The organism is Streptomyces sp. NBC_01288, assembly GCF_035982055.1.
Taxonomy (GTDB): Bacteria; Actinomycetota; Actinomycetes; order Streptomycetales; family Streptomycetaceae; genus Streptomyces.
This window is the reverse complement of the sequence record NZ_CP108427.1, coordinates 3,146,779-3,170,949: the sequence shown is the minus strand read 5'-3', so window position 1 is coordinate 3,170,949 and position 24,171 is coordinate 3,146,779. Positions and strand designations below refer to the sequence as shown.

Genomic DNA, 24,171 nt, shown 5'->3' with positions numbered 1-24,171 from the left:
CCGGAACTCCCAGCGACCGCACCCGGCGCGCTCCCCTCGCTTGCCTCACGGCACGAGGGGTTTTTTGTTGCACAGGATCCAGTCGTGCAGCAGCAGAACCCCGCACAAACCTCGCAAAAACCCTCAGCATCGAGAAGAGAATGACGATGACCGAGCAGGCCACCGGGGCCCATCCGCAGCCGCGGCCCCGATCCGGAGGACAGCAGTCCGCCCCCGAGCACGTCACGGGCGCGCAGTCCCTCATCCGCTCTCTTGAGGAAGTCGGCGCCGACACGGTATTCGGCATCCCCGGCGGTGCGATCCTTCCGGCGTACGACCCGCTGATGGACTCGACGCGGGTGCGTCACGTCCTGGTCCGGCACGAGCAGGGCGCGGGCCACGCGGCCACCGGCTACGCGCAGGCCACCGGCAAGGTCGGTGTCTGCATGGCGACCTCGGGCCCCGGCGCCACCAACCTGGTGACCCCGATCGCCGACGCGCACATGGACTCGGTGCCGCTCGTGGCGATCACCGGGCAGGTCGCGTCGAAGGCGATCGGTACGGACGCCTTCCAGGAGGCGGACATCGTCGGCATCACGATGCCGGTCACCAAGCACAACTTCCTGGTCACCAAGGCCGAGGACATCCCGCGCGTCATCGCGCAGGCCTTCCACATCGCCTCCACCGGCCGTCCAGGACCGGTGCTGGTCGACATCGCGAAGGACGCCCTCCAGGCGAAGACCACCTTCTCCTGGCCGCCGGTCATGGACCTGCCCGGCTACCGTCCGGTGACCAAGCCGCACGCCAAGCAGATCCGCGAGGCCGCCAAGCTGATCATCGCCGCGAAGCGGCCCGTCCTCTACGTCGGCGGCGGTGTCCTCAAGGCACACGCCACCACCGAGCTGAAGGTCCTCGCAGAACTCACCGGAGCGCCCGTCACCACCACCCTGATGGCGCTCGGCGCATTCCCCGACAGTCACGAACTGCACGTGGGAATGCCGGGCATGCACGGTGCGGTCACCGCCGTCACCGCGCTGCAGAAGGCCGACCTGATCGTCGCCCTCGGAGCCCGCTTCGACGACCGCGTCACCGGCAAGCTGGACAGCTTCGCGCCCTTCGCGAAGATCGTCCACGCCGACATCGACCCGGCCGAGATCGGCAAGAACCGCGCCGCCGACGTGCCGATCGTCGGTGACGCCCGCGAGGTCATCGCGGACCTCGTGCAGGCCGTGCAGAAGGAGCACAGCGACGGTCACACCGGCGACTACAGCGCCTGGTGGAAGGACCTCAACCGCTGGCGCGAGACCTACCCGCTCGGCTACGAGCAGCCCGACAACGGCTCGCTCTCCCCGCAGCAGGTCATCGAGCGCGTCGGCCAACTCGCCCCGGAGGGAACGATCTTCGCGGCGGGCGTCGGCCAGCACCAGATGTGGGCCGCGCACTACATCCAGTACGAGAAGCCCGCGACCTGGCTCAACTCCGGCGGCGCCGGGACGATGGGCTACGCGGTCCCGGCCGCGATGGGCGCCAAGGCCGGAGCCCCGGACCAGACGGTCTGGGCGATCGACGGCGACGGCTGCTTCCAGATGACCAACCAGGAACTCACCACCTGCTCCCTGAACAACATCCCGATCAAGGTCGCCATCATCAACAACGGCGCCCTCGGCATGGTCCGCCAGTGGCAGACGCTGTTCTACAACCAGCGCTACTCCAACACCGTGCTGCACAGCGGCCCGGAGGCCGACGGCAAGCAGCCGAGCGCCGGCACGCGCATCCCCGACTTCGTCAAGTTGTCGGAGGCGATGGGCTGTTACGCGATCCGCTGCGAGTCCCCCGACGACCTGGACAAGGTCATCGAGGAGGCGAACTCGATCAACGACCGCCCCGTCGTGATCGACTTCATCGTCCACGAGGACGCCATGGTGTGGCCGATGGTCGCCGCCGGCACCTCGAACGACGAGGTCATGTTCGCCCGGGACGTCCGCCCCGACTTCGGCGACAACGAAGACGACTGAGCGAGAGAGACGAACGAGAAATGTCCAAGCACACGCTCTCCGTCCTGGTGGAGAACAAGCCAGGTGTCCTCGCCCGGATCACCGCCCTGTTCTCCCGGCGCGGCTTCAACATCGACTCCCTCGCGGTCGGCGTCACCGAGCACCCCGACATCTCCCGCATCACGATCGTGGTGAACGTGATCGAGGCGCTCCCGCTCGAACAGGTCACCAAGCAGCTCAACAAGCTCGTCAACGTGCTGAAGATCGTCGAACTGGAGGCCGGATCGGCCGTTCAGCGCGAACTCGTTCTGGTGAAGGTGCGCGCCGACAACGAGACGCGCTCCCAGATCGTCGAGATCGTCCAGCTCTTCCGCGCCAAGACGGTCGACGTCTCCCCGGAGGCCGTCACCGTCGAGGCCACCGGCTCCAGCGACAAGCTGTCCGCCATGCTCAAGATGCTGGAGCCGTACGGCATCAAGGAACTGGTCCAGTCCGGCACGATCGCCATCGGCCGCGGCGCCCGCTCCATCACCGACCGCTCGCTGCGCGCGCTCGACCGGTCCGCGTAACCCCTGGACGCGGGCGGCCGGCAGCCGTCGGCCGCCCGCATTCCGAGACCCGGAAACTTCCCTTCCCCCCGCCGTCATACGGTGGGACGCAACACCTGCACTCCAAGGAGAGAACCCAAAGTGGCCGAGCTGTTCTACGACGCCGACGCCGACCTGTCCATCATCCAGGGCCGCAAGGTCGCGGTCATCGGCTACGGCAGCCAGGGCCACGCCCACGCGCTGTCGCTCCGTGACTCCGGCGTCGACGTGCGCGTCGGTCTGCACGAGGGCTCCAAGTCCAAGGCGAAGGCCGAGGAGCAGGGCCTGCGCGTGGTGACCCCGTCCGAGGCCGCCGCCGAGGCCGACGTCATCATGATCCTCGTGCCGGACCCGATCCAGGCCCAGGTCTACGAGGAGTCCATCAAGGACAACCTCAACGACGGCGACGCGCTGTTCTTCGGCCACGGCCTGAACATCCGCTTCGACTTCATCAAGCCCCCGGCCGGCGTCGACGTCTGCATGGTCGCCCCCAAGGGCCCGGGCCACCTCGTCCGCCGCCAGTACGAGGAGGGTCGCGGCGTTCCGTGTATCGCGGCCGTCGAGCAGGACGCGACCGGCAACGGCTTCGCGCTCGCGCTGTCGTACGCGAAGGGCATCGGCGGCACCCGCGCCGGCGTCATCAAGACGACCTTCACCGAGGAGACCGAGACCGACCTGTTCGGTGAGCAGGCTGTCCTCTGTGGTGGTACGGCCGCGCTGGTCAAGGCCGGTTTCGAGACGCTGACCGAGGCCGGTTACCAGCCCGAGATCGCGTACTTCGAGTGCCTGCACGAGCTGAAGCTCATCGTCGACCTCATGTACGAGGGCGGCCTGGAGAAGATGCGCTGGTCGATCTCCGAGACCGCGGAGTGGGGCGACTACGTCACCGGCCCGCGGATCATCACGGACGAGACCAAGGCCACGATGAAGCAGGTCCTCGCCGAGATCCAGGACGGCACCTTCGCCCGTGAGTGGATGGCCGAGTACCACGGTGGCCTGAAGAAGTACAACGAGTACAAGCAGAAGGACGCCGAGTCCCTGCTGGAGACGACCGGCAAGCAGCTCCGCAAGCTGATGAGCTGGGTCGACGAAGAGGCGTAAGGCCTGAGGCACAGGGGCTGGAGCGAGCGCTCCGGCCCCTTTGTCCAACCCGTCCAGCCTCGGACGGGTGATCCTTCCACAGAGGCGCAGGACGACTGTCGGAGCGCCACTACACTGCCGTACTAATACGCGTCAGGCCCACAGCGTCGTGCGTCTCCACGCGGCCCGTACCTCCACCGCCTGCGGCCGTCGGGACGGCCGTCCGCACGCAATGGACTTGTGAGGACTCACGTGAGCTCGAAACCTGTCGTACTCATCGCTGAAGAGCTGTCGCCCGCGACGGTGGACGCCCTCGGCCCGGACTTCGAGATCCGGCACTGCAACGGCGCCGACCGGGGCGAGCTGCTCCCCGCGATCGCCGACGTGGACGCGATCCTGATCCGCTCGGCCACCAAGGTCGACGCCGAAGCGGTCGCCGCCGCACGGAAGTTGAAGGTCGTCGCACGAGCCGGCGTCGGCCTGGACAACGTCGACGTCTCCGCCGCCACCAAGGCCGGCGTGATGGTCGTCAACGCCCCCACCTCGAACATCGTCACCGCCGCCGAGCTGGCCTGCGGTCTGCTGCTGGCGACCGCACGCCACATCCCGCAGGCCAACGCCGCGCTGAAGAACGGCGAGTGGAAGCGCAGCAAGTACACGGGCGTCGAGCTGGCCGAGAAGACCCTCGGCGTCGTGGGTCTGGGACGCATCGGTGCCCTCGTGGCGCAGCGCATGTCCGCGTTCGGGATGAAGGTCGTCGCCTACGACCCCTACATCCAGCCCGCGCGGGCCGCCCAGATGGGCGTCAAGATCCTTTCGCTCGACGAGCTGCTCGAAGTCTCCGACTTCATCACCGTGCACCTGCCCAAGACCCCGGAGACGGTCGGTCTGATCGGCGACGAGGCGCTGCGCAAGGTCAAGCCGACCGTGCGCATCGTCAACGCCGCGCGTGGCGGGATCGTCGACGAGGCGGCGCTGTACTCCGCGCTCAAGGAGGGCCGCGTCGCCGGCGCCGGACTCGACGTGTACGCGAAGGAGCCCTGCACGGACTCCCCGCTGTTCGAGTTCGACCAGGTCGTCTCCACCCCGCACCTCGGCGCCTCCACGGACGAGGCGCAGGAGAAGGCCGGTGTCTCGGTCGCCAAGTCGGTACGCCTCGCCCTCGCCGGTGAACTCGTCCCCGACGCGGTGAACGTCCAGGGCGGCGTCATCGCCGAGGACGTCAAGCCGGGCCTGCCCCTCGCCGAGAAGCTCGGCCGCATCTTCACCGCGCTCGCGGGCGAGGTCGCGGTCCGCCTCGACGTCGAGGTCTACGGCGAGATCACCCAGCACGACGTCAAGGTGCTCGAACTCTCCGCGCTCAAGGGCGTGTTCGAGGACGTCGTCGCCGAGACGGTGTCGTACGTCAACGCTCCGCTGTTCGCGCAGGAGCGGGGTGTCGAGGTACGGCTGACCACCAGCTCGGAGTCCGCCGACCACCGCAACGTCGTCACCGTGCGCGGCACGCTCGGCAGCGGCGAGGAGGTCTCGGTCTCCGGCACGCTCGCCGGCCCCAAGAACCTCCAGAAGATCGTCGCGGTCGGCGACTACGACGTCGACCTCGCGCTCGCCGACCACATGGTGGTGCTGCGCTACGAGGACCGCCCGGGTGTCGTCGGCACGGTCGGCCGTGTCTTCGGCGAGGCCGGGATCAACATCGCCGGGATGCAGGTGTCGCGGTCGGTCGCGGGCGGCGAGGCGCTGGCCGTGCTGACGGTCGACGACACGGTTGCCGCGAATGTGTTGGCGGAGGTGGCCGAGGAGATCGGCGCGACGTCGGCTCGTTCCGTGAACCTGGTCTGAGATTGCGCAAGAACGCCGGGTGGGCTGAGGAGATGATCCTCAACCCACCCGGCGTTTCTGTGTAGTTGGGGCTCACGCCGCCGCCTGCTGCGGTTCCGCCGCGACCGGCTCGGGCGCCTGCACCCGAATGCCCCGCAGGGTCCGCGCCGCCGCGATCGCCGCGCCCAGCAGCAGCACCGCACCGGCGATCGCCGCGCCGTGCATGCCGTCGGTGAAGGCCTCGCGGGCTGTTGCGATCAGGGCGTCTCCCGTGCGCCCCGGCAGCTCGTGGGCGACGGCCAGGGCGCCGCCGAGGGTCTCGTGGGCCGGGGCGGGGGCCGAGGTCGGGATGCCGTGGCGGTAGATCGCCGTACCGATGGAGCCGAGGACGGCCATGCCGAGGGCGCCGCCGAACTCCGCGCCCGTTTCCATCAGGGAGGACGCGACGCCCGCCTTCTCCACCGGGGCGCTGCCCATCGCGAGGTCCATGATCTGGGACATCACCATGACGATCCCGGAGGCGAGGACGCCGGCGGCGGCCAGGACCAGCCAGAGGGAGTCGGTGCCGGTGAGGGCGAGCATGCCGTAGCCGCAGGCGGCGATCGCGAAGCCGGACGCGACCACGTAGGCGCGGTCGACTCCCTTCTGGACGAGGGTGGTTGCGAGCGGGGCCGCCATGCCGATCGGTACCGAGGGGAGCAGGGCCCACAGGGCTGCCTCCATCGCGCTCTTGCCGAGTACGGACTGGAGGTACTGCGTGGTGAAGAAGGCCGAGCCCAGCATGCCGAAGGCGGAGAGGAGGTTGAGGACCACGGCGGGGCCGAAGCCACGGGCCCGGAAGAGGGTGGGGTCGATCATGGGCGAGGCGGTGGTGCGCTGCCGGTGGACGAAGAGCGCGGCGAAGAGCAGGCCCACGGTGATCGAGACGACGTACTGGACGTGCCAGCCCTCGGAGGGGATCTCCTTGAGGCCGTAGATCACGGGCAGGACGCCGGCCATCGACAGCGGGACGCTCGGCCAGTCGAAGCGGCCGGGGGCGGGGTTCTTGGACTCGGGGAGCAGGAACGGGCCGATGAGCAGGAGCAGGGCCATCGCGGGGAGGTTGACCAGGAAGACCGAGCCCCACCAGAAGTACTGGACGAGGACACCGCTGAGCACCGAGCCGAGGGCGACACCGGCCGTCATCACGCCGGACCACAGACCGATCGCCTTCGCGCGCTGGCCGGGGTCGGTGAACATCGTGCGCAGCAGCGCCATCGTCGAGGGCATCAGGGTCGCGCCGCCGATGCCGAGGACCGCGCGGGCGGCGATGAGGGTCTCGGCGCTGTTCGCGTAGGCCGCGATGACGGAGGCGGTACCGAAGGCCGCGGCGCCGATCAGGAGGAGCCGGCGGTAGCCGACGCGGTCGCCGACCGAGCCCATCGTCATCAGCAGGCCGGCCAGGACGAAGGCGTAGATGTCGAAGATCCACAGCTGCTGGGTGCCGCTGGGCTCCAGGTCCGCGCTGATCGCCGGGATGGCGAAGTAGAGGACGGAGACGTCCATCGAGACCAGGAGCAGCGGGAGCATCAGGACGCCCAGAGCGGTCCATTCACGGCGCCCGGCACGGGAGTTGGGGGTGCTCGGGGGGTTCGGTGAGTGCGTCGAGTTCGTCATGGCAGTGAATGTACGCGCGTCTTAAACGCTTGTCTAGGACGGGTGTGTAAATCGCCTGTCTGGGACGGTTGTATGGATCGGCGGTAGGGTGGTGGGCATGGGACACCGTGAGGATCTGCTCGAAGGCGCGAAGCGCTGCCTGCTGGAGAAGGGGTTCGCGCGGACCACCGCGCGCGACATCGTCAAGGAGTCGGGGACCAACCTCGCGTCGATCGGCTATCACTACGGTTCGAAGGACGCGTTGCTCGCGCAGGCGTATGTCGCGTTGGTGGACGACATGTCCTTCGAGTGGGGTGACCAGTTGGGCGGGGCGCCGGGTTCCCTGGAGCGGTTCAGGGAGCTGTGGTCGAACGTCGTCGCCTCCCTGCGCGAACCGGGCTCGATGTGGCGGCTCAGCGCGGAGATCATGACGATGGGCGACCAACTCCCGGAGGCGCGCGACCAGTTGTCGCGTGCGCAGCGTGAGGGCGGCCGAGGGCTGGTCTCGCTGCTCATGGGTGTACCGGAGGAGGAGGTGTCGGACGAGACCGCCGACACGCTCGGCGCGTTCTACATGGTCGTGATGTCCGGTCTCATCATGCAGTGGACCTTCGACCCGAAGACCGCACCGGACGCCGGTCAACTCACCGAGGGGCTGCGGCAGGTGTTGGAGGGTGTGCGGAAGTCACAGTGATCCGGCGGGTGTTCGCCGGTCCCGCAGCGCCGGTGCCACCGCGCCCAGCATCAACAGCGCGGTCAGCGTGAAGGCCCACGGGTAACCCGTCAGGCCCGCCGTGATGCCGAAGCCGGCCGCGCCTACGCCCATTCCGCCGTCGTAGGCCAGGTTCCACAGGGCGCTGACCGTGCCGTACGAGGCGGCGGAGACGCGGGTGTACATCAGGGCCAGCGTGGCGTTCTGGGTGATGCCGAAGCCCGCGCCGAAGATGGCGGTGCCCGCAACGACCGCTACCGGGTTGGGGGTTGGGGCGATGACGAGGACGCCCGCGGCCGACAGGAGCAGGCCGGGGAGGATCAGGCGGTCGCTGCCGTGGCGGTCGCCGTGGCGGCCTGCCAGCCAGCGGGTCAGGGTCGAGGCGGCGGTCTGCACGAACAGGGCCGCCGCGATGACTCCGGCCGACGCCGACGGGACGGCCAGTGGCAGGAAGGTCACCACGATGCCGGCGGCGGTGGCGGTGGCCGCGAAGACGAGTACCGGCCGGAGCAGCGCGCCCGTGCGCAAACCCCGTACGACACCGAGTGGTTGCTCCGCCCGCTCCGCCCGGTCCGGCAGTCCGAGGACGAAGGCGATCGCGGCCAGCGCGGCGAGGCCGCCGGTGACGGCGACCGGGCCGTAGCCCACGCGGTCGGCCAGCCACAGCCCCAACGGCAGCGCGACCAGTGACGGCACCCCGGACACCACACCCACCAACGCGAGCCCCTCGCCCCGGCGTTGGTCCGGGATCAGTGACGCGGTGAGGGCGCCGCCCGCGACGATCGTCAGCGCGAAACCGAGTCCGCGCACGAAGCACACCGCGACGATCCACGCCGCCTGCCCGGAGACGGTCAGCACCAGCGCCGGTGCTCCGAGCAGGAACAGCCCCACGATCAGGGTCAGTCGATACCCGAAGCGCCCGACCAGCCGGGGTGTCACCAGCTCCCCGAGTACCGTCGCGAGCATCAACGAACCGGTCGCGAGCCCCGCCGCACCTCCACCGCCCCGCTCGGCGGCATACGCCGGCACGACCGACAGCAGGAGAAAGAAACTGAGGCTGGCCCCGACCATGCTGACGAAGCGGAGGAGGAGGGGGCGGGTGAGGAGCGGCGGGCGTGTGCCTGAAGTAGCCGCAGGGGTAGGGGAGTTGGAGGAGTCGGAGGCTTTCGGGGTGGGGCAGTCGGGAGGCGGGCCGTTCGTCATGACGTCGACAGTAGGGTCCGGCCGGGGCGTCGGGCAGCTCCAATTCCGGGCCACTGGACCGGTCGCTCAGTCGAACAGCCTCCAGCGCCCCTCGGACACGACCTCGACACCACCCCCGTCGGTCACCTTGATCGCGGTCTGCGCGTCGATGGCGTACGCAGGCCCCTCTGTCGCGGCGGCCCAACGTTCCGCCTCCGCCATGGTGTTCTCCGGACGGCCCGGGCTGTCGAGGTGCGGGAAGAGGGAGAAATCGACGACTCCCAGCGCGCTGTCGTCACCCGTGGGCGGCTTCCAGTCGGCGAAGGCCTCTCCGATGCGGGGAGTCAGCACCATGCTTCCGGCGCTGAGGCCGACGTAGACCGTGTCGCGCAAGGACGGGAAGAGGTCGGCCAGGCCGGACTCGCGCATCCAGTGGCACAGGTACAGCGCGTCGCCGCCGTTCACCAGGAGGGCCTCTGCCTCCCGGACCCAGGAGACCCAGCGTTCCTTGTCGATGCCGGGCAGTGCGGTGAGTTCCAGTACGCCCACCGACTTCCAGCCCAACTCGGTCATGGGGCTGGGGGATTGACCGCTGATGAATCGCCACGGCCCGCCAGGATCGCCGTACGGTCCCCCGTACCCCGCGGTGGGGATGCAGAGCGCGCCGGCCTCGGCGATCGGTTTGCCGAGGAGGTCGACCAGTGCCGCCAGAATGCTCGCGTTCCTGACGCCGGAGTCGGTGAGGAGAAGTTTCATCAGGGCTCCCTGCTGCTTCACAACTGGCTTTTCCACCAGTCATGTTGGACCCTCCTCCCACATCACCCACGGCCGCTCGATCACCTCGGCGTAACTCGTGTGCCCGGGATGTTCGCGGAGGTGGGTGAAGGCCCAACTCTGGGGTTCTGCCGGGTCGTTGCTCGGGGGTGACGTCGCCGCGTACTCGGTGTCGTGGTCGGGCCGTAGCGTCCGGTTGACGAAACGGAACGTGCGGCGGACAGGTACGGTCACAGGATTTCGCCTCGGCTTCTGGCGTTCGCACGGGCGGTCTCGGCGCGCAGGCGCTGCTCGGGGGTGGGTGGTCGTACGTCCTCGGGGGACACCGTCCACTCCGTCCCGCCGGTGATCCTGCTTAGGGACCACGCGCCGCACCACTCGCCGCGGAAGCAACAACGGCGGCGCCTGCATCGAGGTAGCCACCAACCTCGTTGCCTCGCACGGCGTGGTCCCCGTCCGCGACTCGAAGAACCCTGGCGGTCCGGTTCTTGGCCTCCCCTTCGGCGCTTTCGCCACCTTCGTGACGGGCGTGCGGACCGGACGGTTCGACGCCGCCGTCTGACCGGCTCGCTTCTCAACTTCCCACGCTCTGCCCCGCCTTCGGACCGGAAGGCGGGGCAGAGCGTCATGAAGCGCGGCGATGTCAGTGCCGCCTGCCATAGTGCGGCCGTGGACGACGAGACCTTCTGGAACCTGATCGAGGGCTGCCGACGGCGGACGCCTGACCCGGACGAGCGAGTGGTGTGGCTGGCCGGGCGGTTGGCGCGTGGTGCCGAGCCGGAGATCGTGCGGTTTCAGATATGCCTGGGTCGGGTGCTGAGCCCCACGTACACCTGGGAGTTGTGGGCCGCGGCGGACCGGATCATGGGTTGGTGCTCCGACGACAGCTTCTTCTACTTCCGGCTCTGGCTGGTCGGGTTGGGGCGGGACGCGTTCGAGCGGGTGACCCGTGATCCGGACGCGCTGGCCGAACTGCCGGAGGTGGTACGGCTGGTGGGGCGGGAGCGGGAGGCCTGGGACGAGGAGGAGTGGCTCGCGTGGGAGGAGTTGGACTACGCGGCGTTGCGGGCCTTCACGCAGGTGACGGGTAGGAGCGAGGTCGACTTCTACGATGCCGTCGATGCCCAACGGGGCGAGGACTCCGAGCCGTTGGACCCGGCCGGTGAGCGTTGGGACGCGAACGACGACGAGCGGGCGAAGCGTCGTCTGCCCCGCCTCAGCGCCCTGTTCCCCGTGGCCGAGGGCAACTCCGGGACGGCGGCGTAGGACGTAGGAGAGCGCCCTTCTACGGCGCGCACGCCCCCGCCCCACGCCCGGGGCGCGCCCCGTCACCCACACGAGCGGCATCGACGCCGTTCACCCGTACGGCCCCTGCGGGGCGTTCCGCGCCTCCTCCATGATCGCCGTGCAAGCAGGCACCGCACGGAGCGAGGAGCAGGCAGTGAACGTACGGAAGAGGATCAGCATGTTGGCCATGGCGGGCGCGCTGGCGTTGGGGATGGCCTCGGCGCAGTCGCCGGCGAGTGCCAGCTCGGTCGGCAAGCCGGTGACGTCCGTGAGGGCCGAGTGCGGTGTGCGTTCCGATGCCCGGCTGTACTGCGGGAACAGGGCCGGGGCGAAGGGGTACGCGGACCGGTCCTACCGTTCCGCGACCCGGGGTCAGTTGAACGGGACCTTCAGCTGGTTCCAGTGTTGGGGCCACGGCGACCCGCACCCGGGTGGCAACGACATCTGGTACTGGACCCAGCTCGACAGCGGCGCCTGGGGCAACGTCCCCGCCGTCGACGTCTCGACCGGCCAGGACCCGGCGCCCGGTCTGCGGCAGTGCTGATGCGCTGAAGCGCTGACGTCTGAAGTCGCTTGATCAGCGCCCTGTTTCCGGGGAACCGATCACGTGATGGATCGCGGACGCGGCGTCGACGGCGATGTGGGTGGGGCGGAACGTCGGCTCGGTCCACGGGTGGCCGTTCGACACCCACACGCTGCGCGCGTCGATGCCCGTCGCGCCGCGGATGTCGGCGTGCGCCGAGTCGCCGACGACCCAGGACGAGCGGAGGGAGGCCCCGGCCTCGGCCGCCGCCGCGTGGAAGATCTCCGGTGCGGGCTTCTTGTGGCCGGCGGACTCGGAGATCACCCAGCCGTGGACGATCGCGTCGAGCCCGGTGTGCCGGATCTTCAACTCCTGTTGTGCGACACGGCCGTTGGTGACGATCACGCACGTCCAGCCAGCCGCGACAGCCTCGGTAAGGGCGTCGCGCGTGGGCTCGATCAGGGTGATGCGGTCGGCGGCGCCCCGGTCGAGGAACGTCCGGACGGCGTCGCCGGTGACCGTCCCGCCGTAGCGCTCGGTCATGGCCTCGGCGACCGTCCGCCTCGGCGTGTAGCCGCTCGCGTCGACCGACATCAGCCAGGCGAGGTCGTCCGGCGGCAGGCCGTGCGCGGTCAGGAAGTCGGCGACCGCCTCCCGGAACGCGGCATCGCGGTCGACCAGGGTGTTGTCCAGATCGAGCATCAGCAGGGGCATGCCGAGCAGTAGATCACCGGCCGGTGATGTCTACAGCCGTGCCCTCTTCAGCGCCATGTGGAGCAGCAGCCGGTCCTCGCCGTCGTCCAGGTCCAGGCCCGTCAACTGCTCCACGCGCGACAGCCGGTAGTACAGCGTCTGCCGGTGGATCCCCAACTCGGCCGCCGCGCGCCCCGCTTGGCCCGCGCAATCGAGGTACACCTCGGCCGTGCGGGCGAGTTCGTGGTGGGCGGGGGAGAGGAGGGGGGTCACCGCGGGGTCGTGGGGGGACTCGGGGGAGAGGGCGGTCAGGAGGCGGTACGGGCCGATGCCGGACCAGTCGGCGACCGGGGCGAAGCGGGGTTCCGCGAGGGCCGCGCGGCACGCCGCCGTGGCTTCCTGCCAGGCGGTGCCCAGGTCGGTGAGGCCGATGCGGGGGGTGCCGATTCCGGCGACGGGGGTGGTCTCGCGCGGCGGTCGTGAGGCGCTGCTCGCCGGGGGAGTCCGGCCGTCCGTCGGTGGTCGTGAGGCGGTGTTCGCGGTGGGAGTGCCTCCGGCGGAAGACGGTTGCGAAGGGCCGCCGGCCCCCGCGATCCGGCCGATCGCGGGGGGCCGTGAAGCCGCACTCGCCCCGGGGCCCCGCGTATTTCCCGCCGTCTGCGCCGCCGTACTCGCTCCGGGTCCTCGCGTATTGCCCGGCGTCTGCGCCGCCGTACTCGCCCCGGCCCCCCGCGCATTCCCCGCCCCCCGCGCCGCCGCACCCGCTCCGGCCCCCCGCGAATTCCCCGGCGTCTGCGCCGCCGCACTCGCCCCGGCCCCCCGCACATCCCCCAACACCCGCGCCGCCGCACTCGCCGCCGGACCTCGTACATCGGGCGACCGCAGCCGTACCAGCACCGCCAGGCACTGCTCCTCCGCCGCGCCCCACGGCACCGTGCACAGCGCCGTCGCGTGCGGGACCGTGCGGGCCGACGGGGCGTCGTCCGGGTCGGCGGACGGCCAGGGGGCGACGCAGACCACCGCGTGCGGGCCGTCGGCGCGTGGGCCGAGGGCCGTGCGGAGGGCGGCCACCGCCATGTCGCGCTGCCAGCCGCGTTCGGCGGTGAGGACCGCGCGGAGTTCGCGCGTGAGGTCGGCGCCCGCCTGGGCCTCGTCCGCGAGGAGATCGCCGATCCGGGCGGCCACTCCCATGGCTGCCGCGAGCCGGGTCTCGTCGGGGCCGGGATCGTCGTCGTCCAGGAGCCAGACGTAGCCGAGGACGACACCCCGATGGCGTACGGGGAGGCAGATGCGGCCGCGGTAGACGCCCGCCTCGGGGGTCGGCGGGATGCGGACCGGGCCGGTGGCGCGCGTGATGCCGAAGCCCTCGAACCACGTGCGGATCGCCGCCGTGGAGCGCCGGGTCAGGATCGAGCGGGTGCGGACCGGGTCCAGCGCGGACGGGTCCAGGTCGCCCTCACCGTCGTAGGCACCGAAGGCGATCAGCTCGAAGTCGCGGTTCTCCAGGGTCGCGGGGGCGCCGAGGAGTTCCGAGATCTCGTCTACGAGCTCTTGGTAGTCGCCGGTGGAATCGGATGTCACCCGGGCATTCTCGCGCATTTCCGCGCCGCCTTCATACATCTGTCTGAGATCTGCGGCACGGATGCGTGACAGCTGTCGATGGTCGACGATCGGAGACGACCCTAGGTTTCACGGTGGTTCCCGTATGTCCGACTGCTTGGAGGTACCCCCGTGCTGGGTCCCGTGATTCTCGCCGCCTCGCGCAGCGATCAGATGCGTCGGCTGATCTCGGCGGCGCCGGTGACCAAGCAGGTCGTCGACCGCTTCATCCCCGGCGAGACCGTGGACGAGATCGTGCCGATCGTCCAGGACCTCACCGCCAAGGGTCTTGAGCTGACGATGGACGTCGTCGGCGAGGACATCACCACCCCCGAGCAGGCCGCCGCCGCCCGCGACGCGTATCTCCAACTCGTCGACCGGCTCAAGGAGTTGGAGCTGGGCACCCGGGCCGAGATGTCCATCAAGCTGTCGATGTTCGGGCAGGCACTGGACGGCGGTCACGAACTCGCCCTCGCGAACGTCCGGCCCGTCGTCGAGGCCGCCGCCGCCATCGGTACGACCGTCACGCTCGACGCCGAGGACCACACCACCCTCGACTCGATGTTCGCGATCCACGAGGAACTGCGGAAGGACTTCCCGCAGACCGGCTGCGTCATCCAGGCCTACCTCTTCCGCACCGAGTCCGACGCCCGCCGCCTCGCCGAGGCCGGTAGCCGGGTCCGGCTCGTGAAGGGCGCGTACAAGGAGCCCGCCGAGGTCGCCTACCAGCAGAAGCACGAGATCGACAAGGCGTACGTCCGGATCCTGCGCATCCTGATGGAGGGCGAGGGGTACCCGATGATCGGCTCCCACGACCCGCGCCTCATCTCCATCGGCCAGGAACTCGCCCGGCGGGCCGGACGCAAGCTCGACGAGTACGAGTTCCAGATGCTCTACGGGATCAGGAGTGACGAGCACCTGCGGCTCGCCGCCGAAGGGCACCGCATGCGCGTCTACACCGCCTACGGCACCGACTGGTACGGATACTTCATGCGCCGCCTCGCGGAGAAGCCGGCCAACCTCCTCTTCTTCGCACGCTCGACCCTCACCAAGGGCTGACCAAGGCCGACCGAGGCCGACCAGGGATTGACCCCAACACCCGCTCACGTACAAGGAGTTACGGATCTCATGGACGCTGTGACCCAGGTCCCCACCCCCGTCAACGAGCCGGTGCACGGCTACGCGCCCGGCTCTCCCGAGCGCGCCCGTCTTGAGGTCAAGCTCAAGGAGCTGGCCGAGAGCCCGATCGACCTGCCGATGACCATCGGCGGCGAGAAGCGGCTGGGCGGCGGCGAGCGCGTGGACGTCGTACAGCCGCACAACCACAAGGCGCGGATCGGCACGTACGCCAACGCCACGCAGGACGACGCCCAGGACGCGATCGACGCGGCCCTCGCCGCCGCGCCCGCCTGGCGTGCGATGTCCTTCGACGACCGTGCCGCGATCATCCTGCGCGCGGCCGAGCTGCTCTCCGGCCCGTGGCGCGAGACCCTCGCCGCGTCCACCATGCTCGGTCAGTCCAAGACCGCCCAGCAGGCCGAGATCGACTGTCCCTGCGAGCTCGTCGACTTCTGGCGCTTCAACGTCAAGTACGCCCGCGACCTGCTCGCCGAGCAGCCCCCGGCGAACTCCGCGGGCGTCTGGAACCGCCTCGACCACCGCCCGCTCGAAGGCTTCGTCTACGCGATCACGCCCTTCAACTTCACCGCGATCGCGGGCAACCTGCCGACGGCCCCGGCGCTCATGGGCAACGTCGTCGTGTGGAAGCCGTCGCCGACGCAGACCCATTCCGCCGTGCTGCTGATGCAGTTGCTGGAGGAGGCGGGTCTCCCCAAGGGCGTCATCAACCTCGTCACCGGTGACGGCATCGAGGTGTCGAAGGTCGCCCTGGAGCACCGCGACCTGGCCGCCATCCACTTCACCGGGTCGACCAAGACCTTCCAGTACCTGTGGAAGACGGTCGGCAACAACATCGAGAAGTACCGCTCCTACCCGCGTCTGGTCGGCGAGACCGGCGGCAAGGACTTCGTCGTCGCCCACCCGAGCGCGGACCGCGCGGTGCTGAAGACGGCGCTGACCCGAGGCTCCTTCGAGTACCAGGGCCAGAAGTGCTCCGCCAGCTCCCGGGCGTACATCCCGGCGTCGATCTGGAACTCCGGTTTCAAGGAGGAATTCGCCGCCGAGGTCGACCACTTGACGATGGGTGACGTCACCGACCTGTCGAACTTCATCGGCGCGGTCATCGACGAGCGCTCCTTCGCCAAGAACAAGGCGGCCATCGACCGCGCGAAGGCGGACCCCAACTGCACGATCGTCGCGGGCGGTTCGTACGACGACTCGGTCGGCTACTTCGTCCGCCCGACGGTCGTCGAGTGCGGCGACCCGGCCAACGAGGTATTCACCACTGAGTACTTCGGCCCGTTCCTCGCCGTGCACGTCTACGAGGACGACAACTACGACGAGATGCTGGCCCAGATGGAGTCGGTGTCCGACTACGCTCTCACCGGCGCGGTCATCGCCAACGACCGCGCGGCGGCGGCCCACACGATGGAGAAGCTGCGCTACGCGGCCGGCAACTTTTACATCAACGACAAGTCCACGGGCGCGGTCGTCGGCCAACAGCCCTTCGGCGGCGGCCGCTCCTCCGGCACCAACGACAAGGCCGGCGCCCCGCAGAACCTGATGCGCTGGACCCTGACCCGCGCCATCAAGGAGACCCTGGTCGCGCCGACGGACTACCCGTACCCGCACATGGGCTGACAGCCACCCCGGGCGCCCGCAGCGGGCAGACTCCCCGTCATGACCCCAACCCGTAGGCAGGACACGGCGGTTACGGCGGACGACGGAGCACGGCTGTGGGCGTCCCGGTCCGGCCGTGGCACACCCGGCACCACACCCCTGGTGCTGTGCCATGGCGGGCCCGGCCTGTGGGACATGTTCGACGACATGGCCGGGATGCTCAACGACCGTGCCACCGTGGTCCGTTGGGACCAGCGCGGCTGCGGGCGCTCCGAGCCGTGCGCGGGCCCGTGGACCAGCGGGCGTTTCGTGGCCGATCTCGACGCCGTACGACGGCACTTCGCGCTGGAGCGGATCGCGCTGCTCGGCCACTCCTGGGGCGCGTCGCTCGCCCTGAACTACGCCCTCGCCCACCCGGAACGGGTCGCCGCGCTCATCTACGTCAGCGGCACGGGCATCGGGCCGGACGCCGACTGGCACGGCGCCTACGAGGCGAACCTCCTCGCGCGTCTCGGCGAGGCCCCCCAACGGCTCGCCCGCTGGCGGGAGTTGCCGGAGGCGAGCCGCGAGCGGGCGGTGCTCCAGTGGTCGACCGAGTTCGTGGACCGGGAACGGGCGATCGAGCACGCCGAGCACATGGCCGACCCCTGGTTCCCCGTCAACTCCCCCTGCAACAAAGCCCTGAACGCCGAAGCGAGGCAGACCGCCAGTACCCCCGCCCTGCACTCCGCCTGCCAGGCACTGGAGTTGCCTGTGGTCGTCGTGGACGGGGAGCGGGACATTCGGCCCCGCTCGGCCGTCGACTCGCTCGTGCGGGCGTTGCCGCAGGTGCGGCGGGTGACGTTGGCGAACGCCGGGCATCTGCCGTGGGTCGAGGATCCGGACGGATTTCGCGATGCGGTGATGATGGCGATGACGGCAGCGCGGTGAGCCCTCGTCTCCGATACTGACCCCGTGACCATCCGTATGCGCACCGTCCACACGGCCGACCTCACCCCGGCCGACCTCCGTGCCGCCCGCGAGCTGCTGGACGCGGCCTTCGGCGGCGATCTCACCGACCAGGACTGGGAGCACGGCCTCGGCGGGATGCACGCGCTGCTCGCCGACGACACCGGCCTCGTCGCGCACGGGTCGGTGGTCATGCGCCGGGTGCGGTACCGGGGGCGGTGGTTGCGGGTCGGGTACGTCGAGGGGGTGGGCGTACGGCCCGATGCCCGGCGGCGGGGGTACGGAGGGCTCGTCATGGCCGAGCTGGAGCGGATCGTCGACCGCGGCTACGACGTCGGGCTGCTCGGGGCCAGTGACGACGGGGCCCGGCTCTACACCGTGCGCGGGTGGCGGCTGTGGGGCGGCAAGATCTCCGCCCTCGGGCCGGACGGCATCGTCCACCTGCCCGAGGAGGAGGACAGCACCTACGTGCGGCCCGCGCTCGCCGGGCCCCTCGACCTCGGCAGCGATCTTCTCTTCGACTGGCGTGACGGGGATGTGCTCTGACGGGCCGGATCACAAAAGGCCAGGTCAGGCACGTGTGACTCGTTTCACCGTCTCAGATAGTAGGAAGTCCGAGTAATTGTGGAGACAGATGCGCGGTCCTGTCCTAGCTTTGTAGGAGCCGAACGTCTCGCTAGACCAAGCGAATGGCGGTCGTGAGCCGGACACCGTGCAGGCAACCCCTGCGGTCCGTCGCTCCCCGTCTCTTCCGGCGTCTCGTACCCCCCTTCAGTACTCCAGGAATTATCGAAGGAGTCGGTTCCCCATGGCCGAGACGACCGTCCGCCCCCGCGTCCGCCACGTGTCCCGCACGAGCGAGTCCGAGCGCAAGAACGCCGCCGCTGCCCTCCAGCGCGCCCTCGACCGCCGGGACAACGGCGGCGAGACCGGCCACTGAGCCGCAGTAGCGCCTTGAAGGCCGCAGTAACGCCTTAAAAAGCACGCCCGTCTATGAAGCACGCCCACCAGCCGGGAGCCGCGCCCGCACGGGGTGCGGCGCGGTCTCACCGACCGCGCCGCACCTCGAAGTGGTCGATGCGCGTGCCGTCTCCGTCCAGGGCCGACACCTTGAGCCGGGGTGTACTGCCGCTCTCCGCCTCCACCGAGAGGAGGGAGAAGCCCCGGTAGCGCACCCGCGACCACTCCACCGTCTCCGCCTTCGTGTGCTGGCCCTTCGCCCACTCCACGGTGTCGACCGTCCCGTGCCGCGTGACGTGCCCCTCGTAGCTCTCCTTGACGCCCGCCGGGAAGCCGTACAGATCACGGCCGCCGCCGCCCGCCGTGACGTAGACGATCCCGTCCTTCGTCGGATCGGTGGACGCGCCGATCGGTACGGACCTGCCCACCTTGCCGTGCTTGATCGCGTCGGTCCGCTCGTAGACGTGGTTGTGCCCGTTGATCACCAGGTCCACCTCGTGCTTCGCGAACAGCGGCAGCCACGCGGCCCGCACCCCGCCGTCGGAGGCGTGCGAGGAGGTCGAGTAGGCGCAGTGGTGGAAGAAGACGACGACGAAGTCGACCTCTTTCGTCGCCCGCAGCTCACGCAGCCGGCCGTCCAGCCATTTCGTCTGCTTCCCGTCCGTGTAACCGAGGTTGGCGGTGATCTCGTACGACACGTCGTTCGCGTCCAGCGCCACGACGCCGACGTTGCCGTAGACGAAGGAGTACACGCCCGGTGCGTGCGTCGGGTCGAAGCCGTTCTCCGGGAGGGACCAGCGGGCGAGCTGGCCGCCGTAGCCGTCGGGGGAGTACCAGGCCTCCATGTCGTGGTTGCCGGTGGTCACCATCCACGGGACGGACCGGGAGACGGGCTCGTTCTGCTTGAGGAACAGGTTCCAGTACGTCGGGTCGTAGCCGTCCGTCGTCTTGCCCAGGCCGTTGGTGTCGGCGTAGCAGATGTCGCCGGCGTGGAGGTGGAAGGCGGGGTCCTCGCGCAGGATCACATGGTCGTTGGCGGCGGCGGCGTTGCTCACGCCCTGGTCGCCGAAGGCCGTGAACACGAACCTCTCGGGGTTCCCCGGTGCCGTACGGAACGAGCCGATCGTCGAGCGGTGTGCCGGTGCCGCCGGGTCGTAGCCCTCGTGGCCGACGCCGTAGTAGTACGTCGTGCCGGGGTGGAGGTCGTCCAGGGCCGCGTGCACGTAGTACTGCTCCACCGCGGGGCGGACACCGGTCAGCCCGGGGGTGTGCAGGTCGCGTACCTCGGCGGTGATCCGGCGGCTCAGGTCGTCCGGCTTCGACCCCACCCGTACGTACGGCTTCCTGACCGCGAACGGGACCTGCCAGGAGATCCGCATCTCCGTCTTCGGATCGGCGCCGAAGGCGAGATGGCGGCCGAACGGGGTGACGACCGCGCCCGGCACCTTCGACGTGGCGGGGGAGGGGAGCGCCGCCTTGCCGTCGGCGGTGCCGCTCTTGCCGGCGCACCCCGTCAGCAGGCCGCCCGCCACCGCGCCGGCCGTCACCAGCGTGCGGCGCCGGGTGAGCTTCGTGCGCAGGTACTCGTACTGCTCGGCCATGCTCATCCGGACCGCGAGGTGTTCCGGGATGCCGACGTCGGGTGTCTCCATGTCGATGAAGTTCCCCTAGAACTCCAACGGGGGCCATGCGTAAGGGTGAACGTACGTCGAACGGCCGACACCGGCGCCCGGGAGCAGTCCGTGCCCCGTCCGCATCATGGACACCCGATGTCATCCCATGGGACGCGGAGTACGGTGTCGGGCATGTCTCGCAGCATCGATCTCGCAGTGATCCCCGGTGACGGCATCGGTCAGGAAGTCGTGGCCGAAGGTCTGAAAGTCCTCTCCGCCGTCCTTCCGCAGGATGTGAAGCTGGAGACCAAGGAGTTCGACTTCGGCGCCCGGCGCTACCACGCCACCGGTGAGACCCTCACCGACGCCGACCTGGCCGCGCTGAAGCCGCACGACGCGATCCTGCTGGGCGCGATCGGTGACCCGAGTGTTCCGTCCGGGGTGCTGGAGCGCGGCTTCCTGCTGAAGCTCCGCTTCGCCTTCGACCACCACGTCAACCTGCGGCCGAGCAAGCTGCTCCCGGGCGTCGCGACCCCCCTCGCCGGTGAGCCGGAGATCGACTTCGTCGTGGTCCGCGAGGGCACCGAGGGCCCGTACACGGGCAACGGCGGCACGATCCGCAAGGGCACCGAGCACGAGGTCGCCACCGAGGTCTCCGTGAACACGGCCTTCGGTGTCGAGCGCGTCGTCCGCGACGCCTTCGCCCGCGCCCAGGCCCGCCCCCGCAAGAAGCTCACGCTGGTCCACAAGAACAACGTGCTGACCTTCGCGGGCCACCTGTGGACGAACGTGTTCAACAAGGTCGCGGCCGAGTTCCCCGAGGTCACCACCGACTACATCCACGTGGACGCGGCGACGATCTACCTCGTCACCGACCCGGCCCGCTTCGACGTGATCGTCACCGACAACCTCTTCGGCGACATCATCACCGACCTCGCCGCGGCCGTCTCCGGCGGCATCGGCGTCGCCGCGAGCGGGAACATCAACCCGTCCGGCGAGTTCCCCTCGATGTTCGAGCCCGTGCACGGCTCCGCGCCCGACATCGCGGGCCAGGGCAAGGCCGACCCCACCGCCACGGTCCTGTCCGTCGCCCTCCTGCTGCGTCACCTCGGCTACGAGTCCGAGGCCGTCCGCATCGAGGACGCCGTCTCCGCCGACCTCGCGGAGCGCACCGGCAAGCCCGCCCGCTCCACCACCGAGATCGGCGACGCGCTCGCCGTACGAGTAGCCGGCTGACCCCGCCGTCACTCGAAAAACTCACGCAGTATTTCGAAGCCGCCGGGTCGCAACCGCACCCGGCGGCTTTTCTTACGTCCCCGCCGGGTGCCACCATCATCCCTGGGTCGCATTCACGCCGTTTTCGTCCACGGTCCACCACGCGCGATAATCGAACGCGGAGCCGCGGAATGAGGGAATGCTCGGACGTCCTAACACTGGCCACTGGCAGTCGGGGCGTGAGCGCGGCCCGTCACACACAACCGGTGAAGGACAACCACTCATGACGACGCCCACGATCGAGCTCAAGCCCTCGGCCTCGCCACTTTCCGCCGCCGAGCGCGACGCGATTCTGACGAACCCCGGCTTCGGCCGCCACTTCACCGACCACATGGTGACGATCAAGTGGACCGAGGGCCGCGGCTGGCACGACGGCCAGCTCGTGCCGTACGGCCCGCTCTCCCTCGACCCCGCGAACATGACCCTGCACTACGCGCAGGAGATCTTCGAGGGCCTCAAGGCCTACCGCCAGGCCGACGGCTCCGTCGCCACCTTCCGCCCCGAGAAGAACGCCCGCCGCTTCCAGACCTCCGCCCGCCGCCTCGGCATGCCCGAGCTGCCGGTCGAGACGTTCATCGAGGCCTGTGACGTGCTGGTCCAGCAGGACCGCGACTGGGTCCCGGCGCACGGCGGCGAGGAGTCCCTGTACCTGCGCCCGTTCATGATCGCGACCGAGGTCGGCCTGGGCGTGAAGCCCGCCAACGAGTACCTCTTCCTGGTCATCGCCTCCCCGGCCGGCGCCTACTTCCCCGGTGGCGTGAAGCCCGTCTCCATCTGGGTCTCCGAGGACCACGTCCGCGCCGTCCCCGGCGGCATGGGCGACGCCAAGACCGGCGGCAACTACGCCGCCTCCCTCCTCGCCCAGGCCGAGGCCGCCGAGCAGGGCTGCGCCCAGGTCTGCTACCTCGACGCGGTCGAGCGCAAGTGGGTCGAGGAACTCGGCGGCATGAACCTGTACTTCGTCTACGGCGACCGGATCGTCACCCCCACCCTCACCGGCTCGATCCTGGAGGGCGTCACCCGCGACTCCCTCCTCACCCTCGCCCGCGACCTCGGCTACGAGCCGGAGGAGGGCCGGATCTCCATCGACCAGTGGCAGCGCGACTCCGAGAACGGCACGCTGACGGAGGTCTTCGCCTGCGGTACGGCCGCGGTCATCACCCCGGTCGGCACGGTCAAGCGCACCGGCGCCGAGTGGCACCAGTCCGCCGGTGAGCCCGGCGAGGTCACGCTGAAGCTCCGCGCGGCACTTCTCGACATCCAGCGCGGCGACAGCGTCGACAAGCACGGCTGGATGCACAAGCTCGGCTAGGCACGGTCAGACCCGACTGGTCATTTCGGGGGCCGTCGCGGACTCGGTGTCCGTGGCGGCCTCCGTCGTCAACGCCGTCAGCAGCACGTACGCCAGCCCGCCGACCGCCCCCGACAGCAGGAAACTGCAGTCCACCCCACCCGTCAGCGACAGCAACGGCCCCTCGTACGACGGCAGCGACACCGCGAGCAGACCGACCCCCGCGCCCACCGCCCAGGAGATCACCGCCTGGACGTTCCAGCCCGCGCGGTACCAGTAGATCCCGCCCCGGGAACGGCGGTTGAAGACCTGGAGGGCGTCGGCGTCGTACATCCCCCGGCACCGCACGAAACCGATGAGCGTGATGACCGCCCACGGCGTCCCGATCGCCGTCAGGAGCAGCACGAAGGATGTCATCGCCGACTGCGCGTTCCAGGCGTAGTGCCCGACGAAGACACAGGCCATGGCGACGACCGCGACCGCGCACGTGGCCCGCGCCCGGGACGCGCGGGGCAGGATCGCGTCCAGGTCGAGGCCCATCGAGTAGAGCATCAGGCCCGCGTTGCCGACCGACCCCGCCGACGCGGCGATCAGCAGCGGGACCAGGTACCAGCCGGGGGAGGCCTGGACGAGAGGGCCGGCGTAGTCGAGAGCCGCCCGCGCCCCGAACGCCGTGAACGTACCGAAGAGTTGGGGCACCAGGAGCCCGGCGATCAGCCCGAGCCAGGTCGCGTGCAGGACCGTACGGGAGGTGTGGCGGACCGGTGAGATGTAGCGCGTGTAGTCCCCGAGGAGGGTGATGAACGCGATCGGCCCGGACAGTCCCGCCGCCACCGTCGCCAGACACCACGTCGGCCAGAACCCGCCCAGCAGATAGCCGCCCGCCTCCGGCAGCGCGCCGGTCGTGAAGTGCGGGGCGTACGCGATCACGCCGAGGACCAACAGCGCCGTCATGCCGACGGACAGGACGCGGGACATCGCGAGCAGCACCCGGTAGCCGTACACCGCGCCCGCGACGGTCGCCGCCGCGAGCAGCGCGTACACGACGGCGTACGACGCCCCGTCCGCCGGCAGCCCGAACAGCCGCCCCAGCACGCCCACCATCACATCGCCGCCGATCCACACGGTCAGCGCGGTGTAGCCGAGGGCGAGGAGCAGCCCGACGACCGAGCCGACCAGCCGCCCCCGCACCCCGAACTGGGCGCCGGACGACGTCGACAGGTTGGTCGCGGTGCGCAGGGAGACCAGCGCCAGCGGGGCCGTGAACAGCGTGCCGACCGCCGTCCCCGCGACGATCGAGGAGACCGAGGCCCACCAGCCGAGCCCGAACGACGGCGGCAGCCAGCCGAAGATGATCACGCCGAGGCAGAGGTTGGAGCCGAGCAGGATCGACATGAGGTCACGCGGACCGCTGGTGCGTTCCGCGTCCGGGACGGTGTCGACTCCGCGCTGTTCTATCGGCATGGTGGGCCACCTCAT

The 24,171-nt window shown here is 69.9% G+C and carries 23 protein-coding genes; 15 read left to right on the top strand and 8 right to left on the bottom strand.

Annotated elements, in window-relative coordinates:
* Positions 1–140 precede the first annotated feature (140 nt).
* The 4 genes from OG194_RS13570 to serA all read left to right on the top strand — a co-directional run bounded on the left by OG194_RS13570 (position 141) and on the right by serA (position 5,482).
* Entirely contained in the window at positions 141–1,994 is a 1,854-nt protein-coding gene (locus OG194_RS13570) for an acetolactate synthase large subunit (protein WP_327401123.1), read from the top strand.
* A 20-nt stretch (positions 1,995–2,014) separates the two neighbouring features.
* Positions 2,015–2,542, top strand: coding sequence for an acetolactate synthase small subunit (gene ilvN / locus OG194_RS13565; RefSeq protein ID WP_019058577.1), 528 nt, complete (start codon positions 2,015–2,017; stop codon positions 2,540–2,542).
* A gap of 120 nt (positions 2,543–2,662) precedes the next feature.
* The gene (ilvC, locus tag OG194_RS13560) at positions 2,663–3,661 is read left to right on the top strand and encodes a ketol-acid reductoisomerase (protein ID WP_043680264.1); all 999 of its coding nucleotides are present in this window, start codon (positions 2,663–2,665) and stop codon (positions 3,659–3,661) included.
* 231 nt (positions 3,662–3,892) lie between these two features.
* On the top strand, positions 3,893–5,482 hold the full coding sequence (serA, locus tag OG194_RS13555; protein WP_318018995.1) for a phosphoglycerate dehydrogenase: 1,590 nt from the start codon (positions 3,893–3,895) through the stop codon (positions 5,480–5,482).
* A gap of 72 nt (positions 5,483–5,554) precedes the next feature.
* Here the strand turns inward: serA and OG194_RS13550 are convergent, their stop codons facing one another.
* Positions 5,555–7,117, bottom strand: coding sequence for an MFS transporter (locus OG194_RS13550; RefSeq protein ID WP_327401122.1), 1,563 nt, complete (start codon positions 7,115–7,117; stop codon positions 5,555–5,557).
* Between the two features lie 97 nt (positions 7,118–7,214).
* Between OG194_RS13550 and OG194_RS13545 the strand changes: the two genes are divergently transcribed.
* Positions 7,215–7,790, top strand: coding sequence for a TetR/AcrR family transcriptional regulator (locus OG194_RS13545; RefSeq protein WP_327401121.1), 576 nt, complete (start codon positions 7,215–7,217; stop codon positions 7,788–7,790).
* Here the strand turns inward: OG194_RS13545 and OG194_RS13540 are convergent.
* From OG194_RS13540 to OG194_RS13530, 3 genes are all read right to left on the bottom strand, one after another.
* Positions 7,782–9,011, bottom strand: coding sequence for an MFS transporter (locus OG194_RS13540; RefSeq protein WP_327401120.1), 1,230 nt, complete (start codon positions 9,009–9,011; stop codon positions 7,782–7,784). The two genes, OG194_RS13545 and OG194_RS13540, sit on opposite strands and share 9 nt — an antisense overlap.
* Before the next feature lie 66 nt (positions 9,012–9,077).
* Positions 9,078–9,746, bottom strand: coding sequence for a Type 1 glutamine amidotransferase-like domain-containing protein (locus OG194_RS13535; protein WP_327401119.1), 669 nt, complete (start codon positions 9,744–9,746; stop codon positions 9,078–9,080).
* 39 nt (positions 9,747–9,785) lie between these two features.
* The gene (locus OG194_RS13530) at positions 9,786–9,998 is read right to left on the bottom strand and encodes a DUF7848 domain-containing protein (RefSeq protein WP_327401118.1); all 213 of its coding nucleotides are present in this window, start codon (positions 9,996–9,998) and stop codon (positions 9,786–9,788) included.
* Positions 9,999–10,173: 175 nt separating this feature from the next.
* On the opposite strand from OG194_RS13530, the gene OG194_RS13525 reads away from it, so the two are divergent.
* The 3 genes from OG194_RS13525 to OG194_RS13515 all read left to right on the top strand — a co-directional run bounded on the left by OG194_RS13525 (position 10,174) and on the right by OG194_RS13515 (position 11,595).
* Positions 10,174–10,326, top strand: a complete 153-nt coding sequence (locus OG194_RS13525; protein WP_327407055.1) for a DUF397 domain-containing protein — start codon at positions 10,174–10,176, stop codon at positions 10,324–10,326.
* A gap of 107 nt (positions 10,327–10,433) precedes the next feature.
* A complete protein-coding gene (locus OG194_RS13520) occupies positions 10,434–11,030 on the top strand; it encodes a DUF4240 domain-containing protein (RefSeq protein WP_327401117.1) in 597 nt (198 codons plus the stop codon).
* A 175-nt stretch (positions 11,031–11,205) separates the two neighbouring features.
* Positions 11,206–11,595 carry a hypothetical protein gene (locus tag OG194_RS13515; protein WP_327401116.1) on the top strand — a complete coding sequence of 130 codons (390 nt, stop codon included), beginning with the start codon at positions 11,206–11,208 and terminating at the stop codon, positions 11,593–11,595.
* Positions 11,596–11,628: 33 nt separating this feature from the next.
* Here the strand turns inward: OG194_RS13515 and OG194_RS13510 are convergent, their stop codons facing one another.
* Both OG194_RS13510 and OG194_RS13505 read right to left on the bottom strand, forming a co-directional pair.
* Positions 11,629–12,288, bottom strand: a complete 660-nt coding sequence (locus OG194_RS13510; protein ID WP_327401115.1) for an HAD family hydrolase — start codon at positions 12,286–12,288, stop codon at positions 11,629–11,631.
* 30 nt (positions 12,289–12,318) lie between these two features.
* Complete coding sequence (locus OG194_RS13505; protein WP_442811543.1) at positions 12,319–13,848, bottom strand: helix-turn-helix domain-containing protein; 1,530 nt, start codon at positions 13,846–13,848, stop codon at positions 12,319–12,321.
* Positions 13,849–13,998: 150 nt separating this feature from the next.
* Here OG194_RS13505 and OG194_RS13500 point away from each other — a divergent pair, with 150 nt between their 5' ends.
* From OG194_RS13500 to OG194_RS13480, 5 genes are all read left to right on the top strand, one after another.
* The gene (locus OG194_RS13500; protein WP_318019002.1) at positions 13,999–14,925 is read left to right on the top strand and encodes a proline dehydrogenase family protein; all 927 of its coding nucleotides are present in this window, start codon (positions 13,999–14,001) and stop codon (positions 14,923–14,925) included.
* A 69-nt stretch (positions 14,926–14,994) separates the two neighbouring features.
* Positions 14,995–16,626: an L-glutamate gamma-semialdehyde dehydrogenase gene (pruA, locus tag OG194_RS13495; protein WP_327401113.1), complete on the top strand. Its 1,632-nt coding sequence runs from the start codon at positions 14,995–14,997 to the stop codon at positions 16,624–16,626.
* A 39-nt stretch (positions 16,627–16,665) separates the two neighbouring features.
* Complete coding sequence (locus tag OG194_RS13490) at positions 16,666–17,535, top strand: alpha/beta fold hydrolase (protein ID WP_327401112.1); 870 nt, start codon at positions 16,666–16,668, stop codon at positions 17,533–17,535.
* 24 nt (positions 17,536–17,559) lie between these two features.
* Positions 17,560–18,099, top strand: a complete 540-nt coding sequence (locus tag OG194_RS13485) for a GNAT family N-acetyltransferase (RefSeq protein WP_327401111.1) — start codon at positions 17,560–17,562, stop codon at positions 18,097–18,099.
* Positions 18,100–18,361: 262 nt separating this feature from the next.
* Complete coding sequence (locus OG194_RS13480) at positions 18,362–18,493, top strand: hypothetical protein (RefSeq protein ID WP_327401110.1); 132 nt, start codon at positions 18,362–18,364, stop codon at positions 18,491–18,493.
* A 106-nt stretch (positions 18,494–18,599) separates the two neighbouring features.
* Here the strand turns inward: OG194_RS13480 and OG194_RS13475 are convergent, their stop codons facing one another.
* Positions 18,600–20,165 carry a purple acid phosphatase family protein gene (locus tag OG194_RS13475; protein ID WP_327401109.1) on the bottom strand — a complete coding sequence of 522 codons (1,566 nt, stop codon included), beginning with the start codon at positions 20,163–20,165 and terminating at the stop codon, positions 18,600–18,602.
* Positions 20,166–20,318: 153 nt separating this feature from the next.
* Between OG194_RS13475 and OG194_RS13470 the strand changes: the two genes are divergently transcribed.
* Together OG194_RS13470 and OG194_RS13465 are read left to right on the top strand one after the other, a co-directional pair.
* A complete protein-coding gene (locus OG194_RS13470; protein WP_327401108.1) occupies positions 20,319–21,362 on the top strand; it encodes a 3-isopropylmalate dehydrogenase in 1,044 nt (347 codons plus the stop codon).
* Positions 21,363–21,624: 262 nt separating this feature from the next.
* The gene (locus OG194_RS13465) at positions 21,625–22,713 is read left to right on the top strand and encodes a branched-chain amino acid aminotransferase (protein WP_327401107.1); all 1,089 of its coding nucleotides are present in this window, start codon (positions 21,625–21,627) and stop codon (positions 22,711–22,713) included.
* A gap of 6 nt (positions 22,714–22,719) precedes the next feature.
* On the opposite strand, the gene OG194_RS13460 is transcribed toward OG194_RS13465, so the two are convergent.
* Positions 22,720–24,156, bottom strand: a complete 1,437-nt coding sequence (locus OG194_RS13460; protein WP_327401106.1) for a cytosine permease — start codon at positions 24,154–24,156, stop codon at positions 22,720–22,722.
* Between the last annotated feature and the right edge of the window lie 15 nt (positions 24,157–24,171).

Bases quoted from the DNA above. Each gene is read 5' to 3' on its own strand.
- OG194_RS13570 (WP_327401123.1), top strand. From the start codon at position 141: ATGACGATGACCGAGCAGGCCACCGGGGCCCATCCGCAGCCGCGGCCC.
- ilvN (WP_019058577.1), top strand. From the start codon at position 2,015: ATGTCCAAGCACACGCTCTCCGTCCTGGTGGAGAACAAGCCAGGTGTC.
- OG194_RS13550 (WP_327401122.1), bottom strand. From the start codon at position 7,117: ATGACGAACTCGACGCACTCACCGAACCCCCCGAGCACCCCCAACTCC.
- OG194_RS13545 (WP_327401121.1), top strand. From the start codon at position 7,215: ATGGGACACCGTGAGGATCTGCTCGAAGGCGCGAAGCGCTGCCTGCTG.
- OG194_RS13540 (WP_327401120.1), bottom strand. From the start codon at position 9,011: ATGACGAACGGCCCGCCTCCCGACTGCCCCACCCCGAAAGCCTCCGAC.
- OG194_RS13535 (WP_327401119.1), bottom strand. From the start codon at position 9,746: ATGAAACTTCTCCTCACCGACTCCGGCGTCAGGAACGCGAGCATTCTG.
- OG194_RS13510 (WP_327401115.1), bottom strand. From the start codon at position 12,288: ATGCCCCTGCTGATGCTCGATCTGGACAACACCCTGGTCGACCGCGAT.
- pruA (WP_327401113.1), top strand. From the start codon at position 14,995: ATGGACGCTGTGACCCAGGTCCCCACCCCCGTCAACGAGCCGGTGCAC.
- OG194_RS13490 (WP_327401112.1), top strand. From the start codon at position 16,666: ATGACCCCAACCCGTAGGCAGGACACGGCGGTTACGGCGGACGACGGA.
- OG194_RS13480 (WP_327401110.1), top strand. From the start codon at position 18,362: ATGGCCGAGACGACCGTCCGCCCCCGCGTCCGCCACGTGTCCCGCACG.
- OG194_RS13475 (WP_327401109.1), bottom strand. From the start codon at position 20,165: ATGGAGACACCCGACGTCGGCATCCCGGAACACCTCGCGGTCCGGATG.
- OG194_RS13470 (WP_327401108.1), top strand. From the start codon at position 20,319: ATGTCTCGCAGCATCGATCTCGCAGTGATCCCCGGTGACGGCATCGGT.
- OG194_RS13465 (WP_327401107.1), top strand. From the start codon at position 21,625: ATGACGACGCCCACGATCGAGCTCAAGCCCTCGGCCTCGCCACTTTCC.
- OG194_RS13460 (WP_327401106.1), bottom strand. From the start codon at position 24,156: ATGCCGATAGAACAGCGCGGAGTCGACACCGTCCCGGACGCGGAACGC.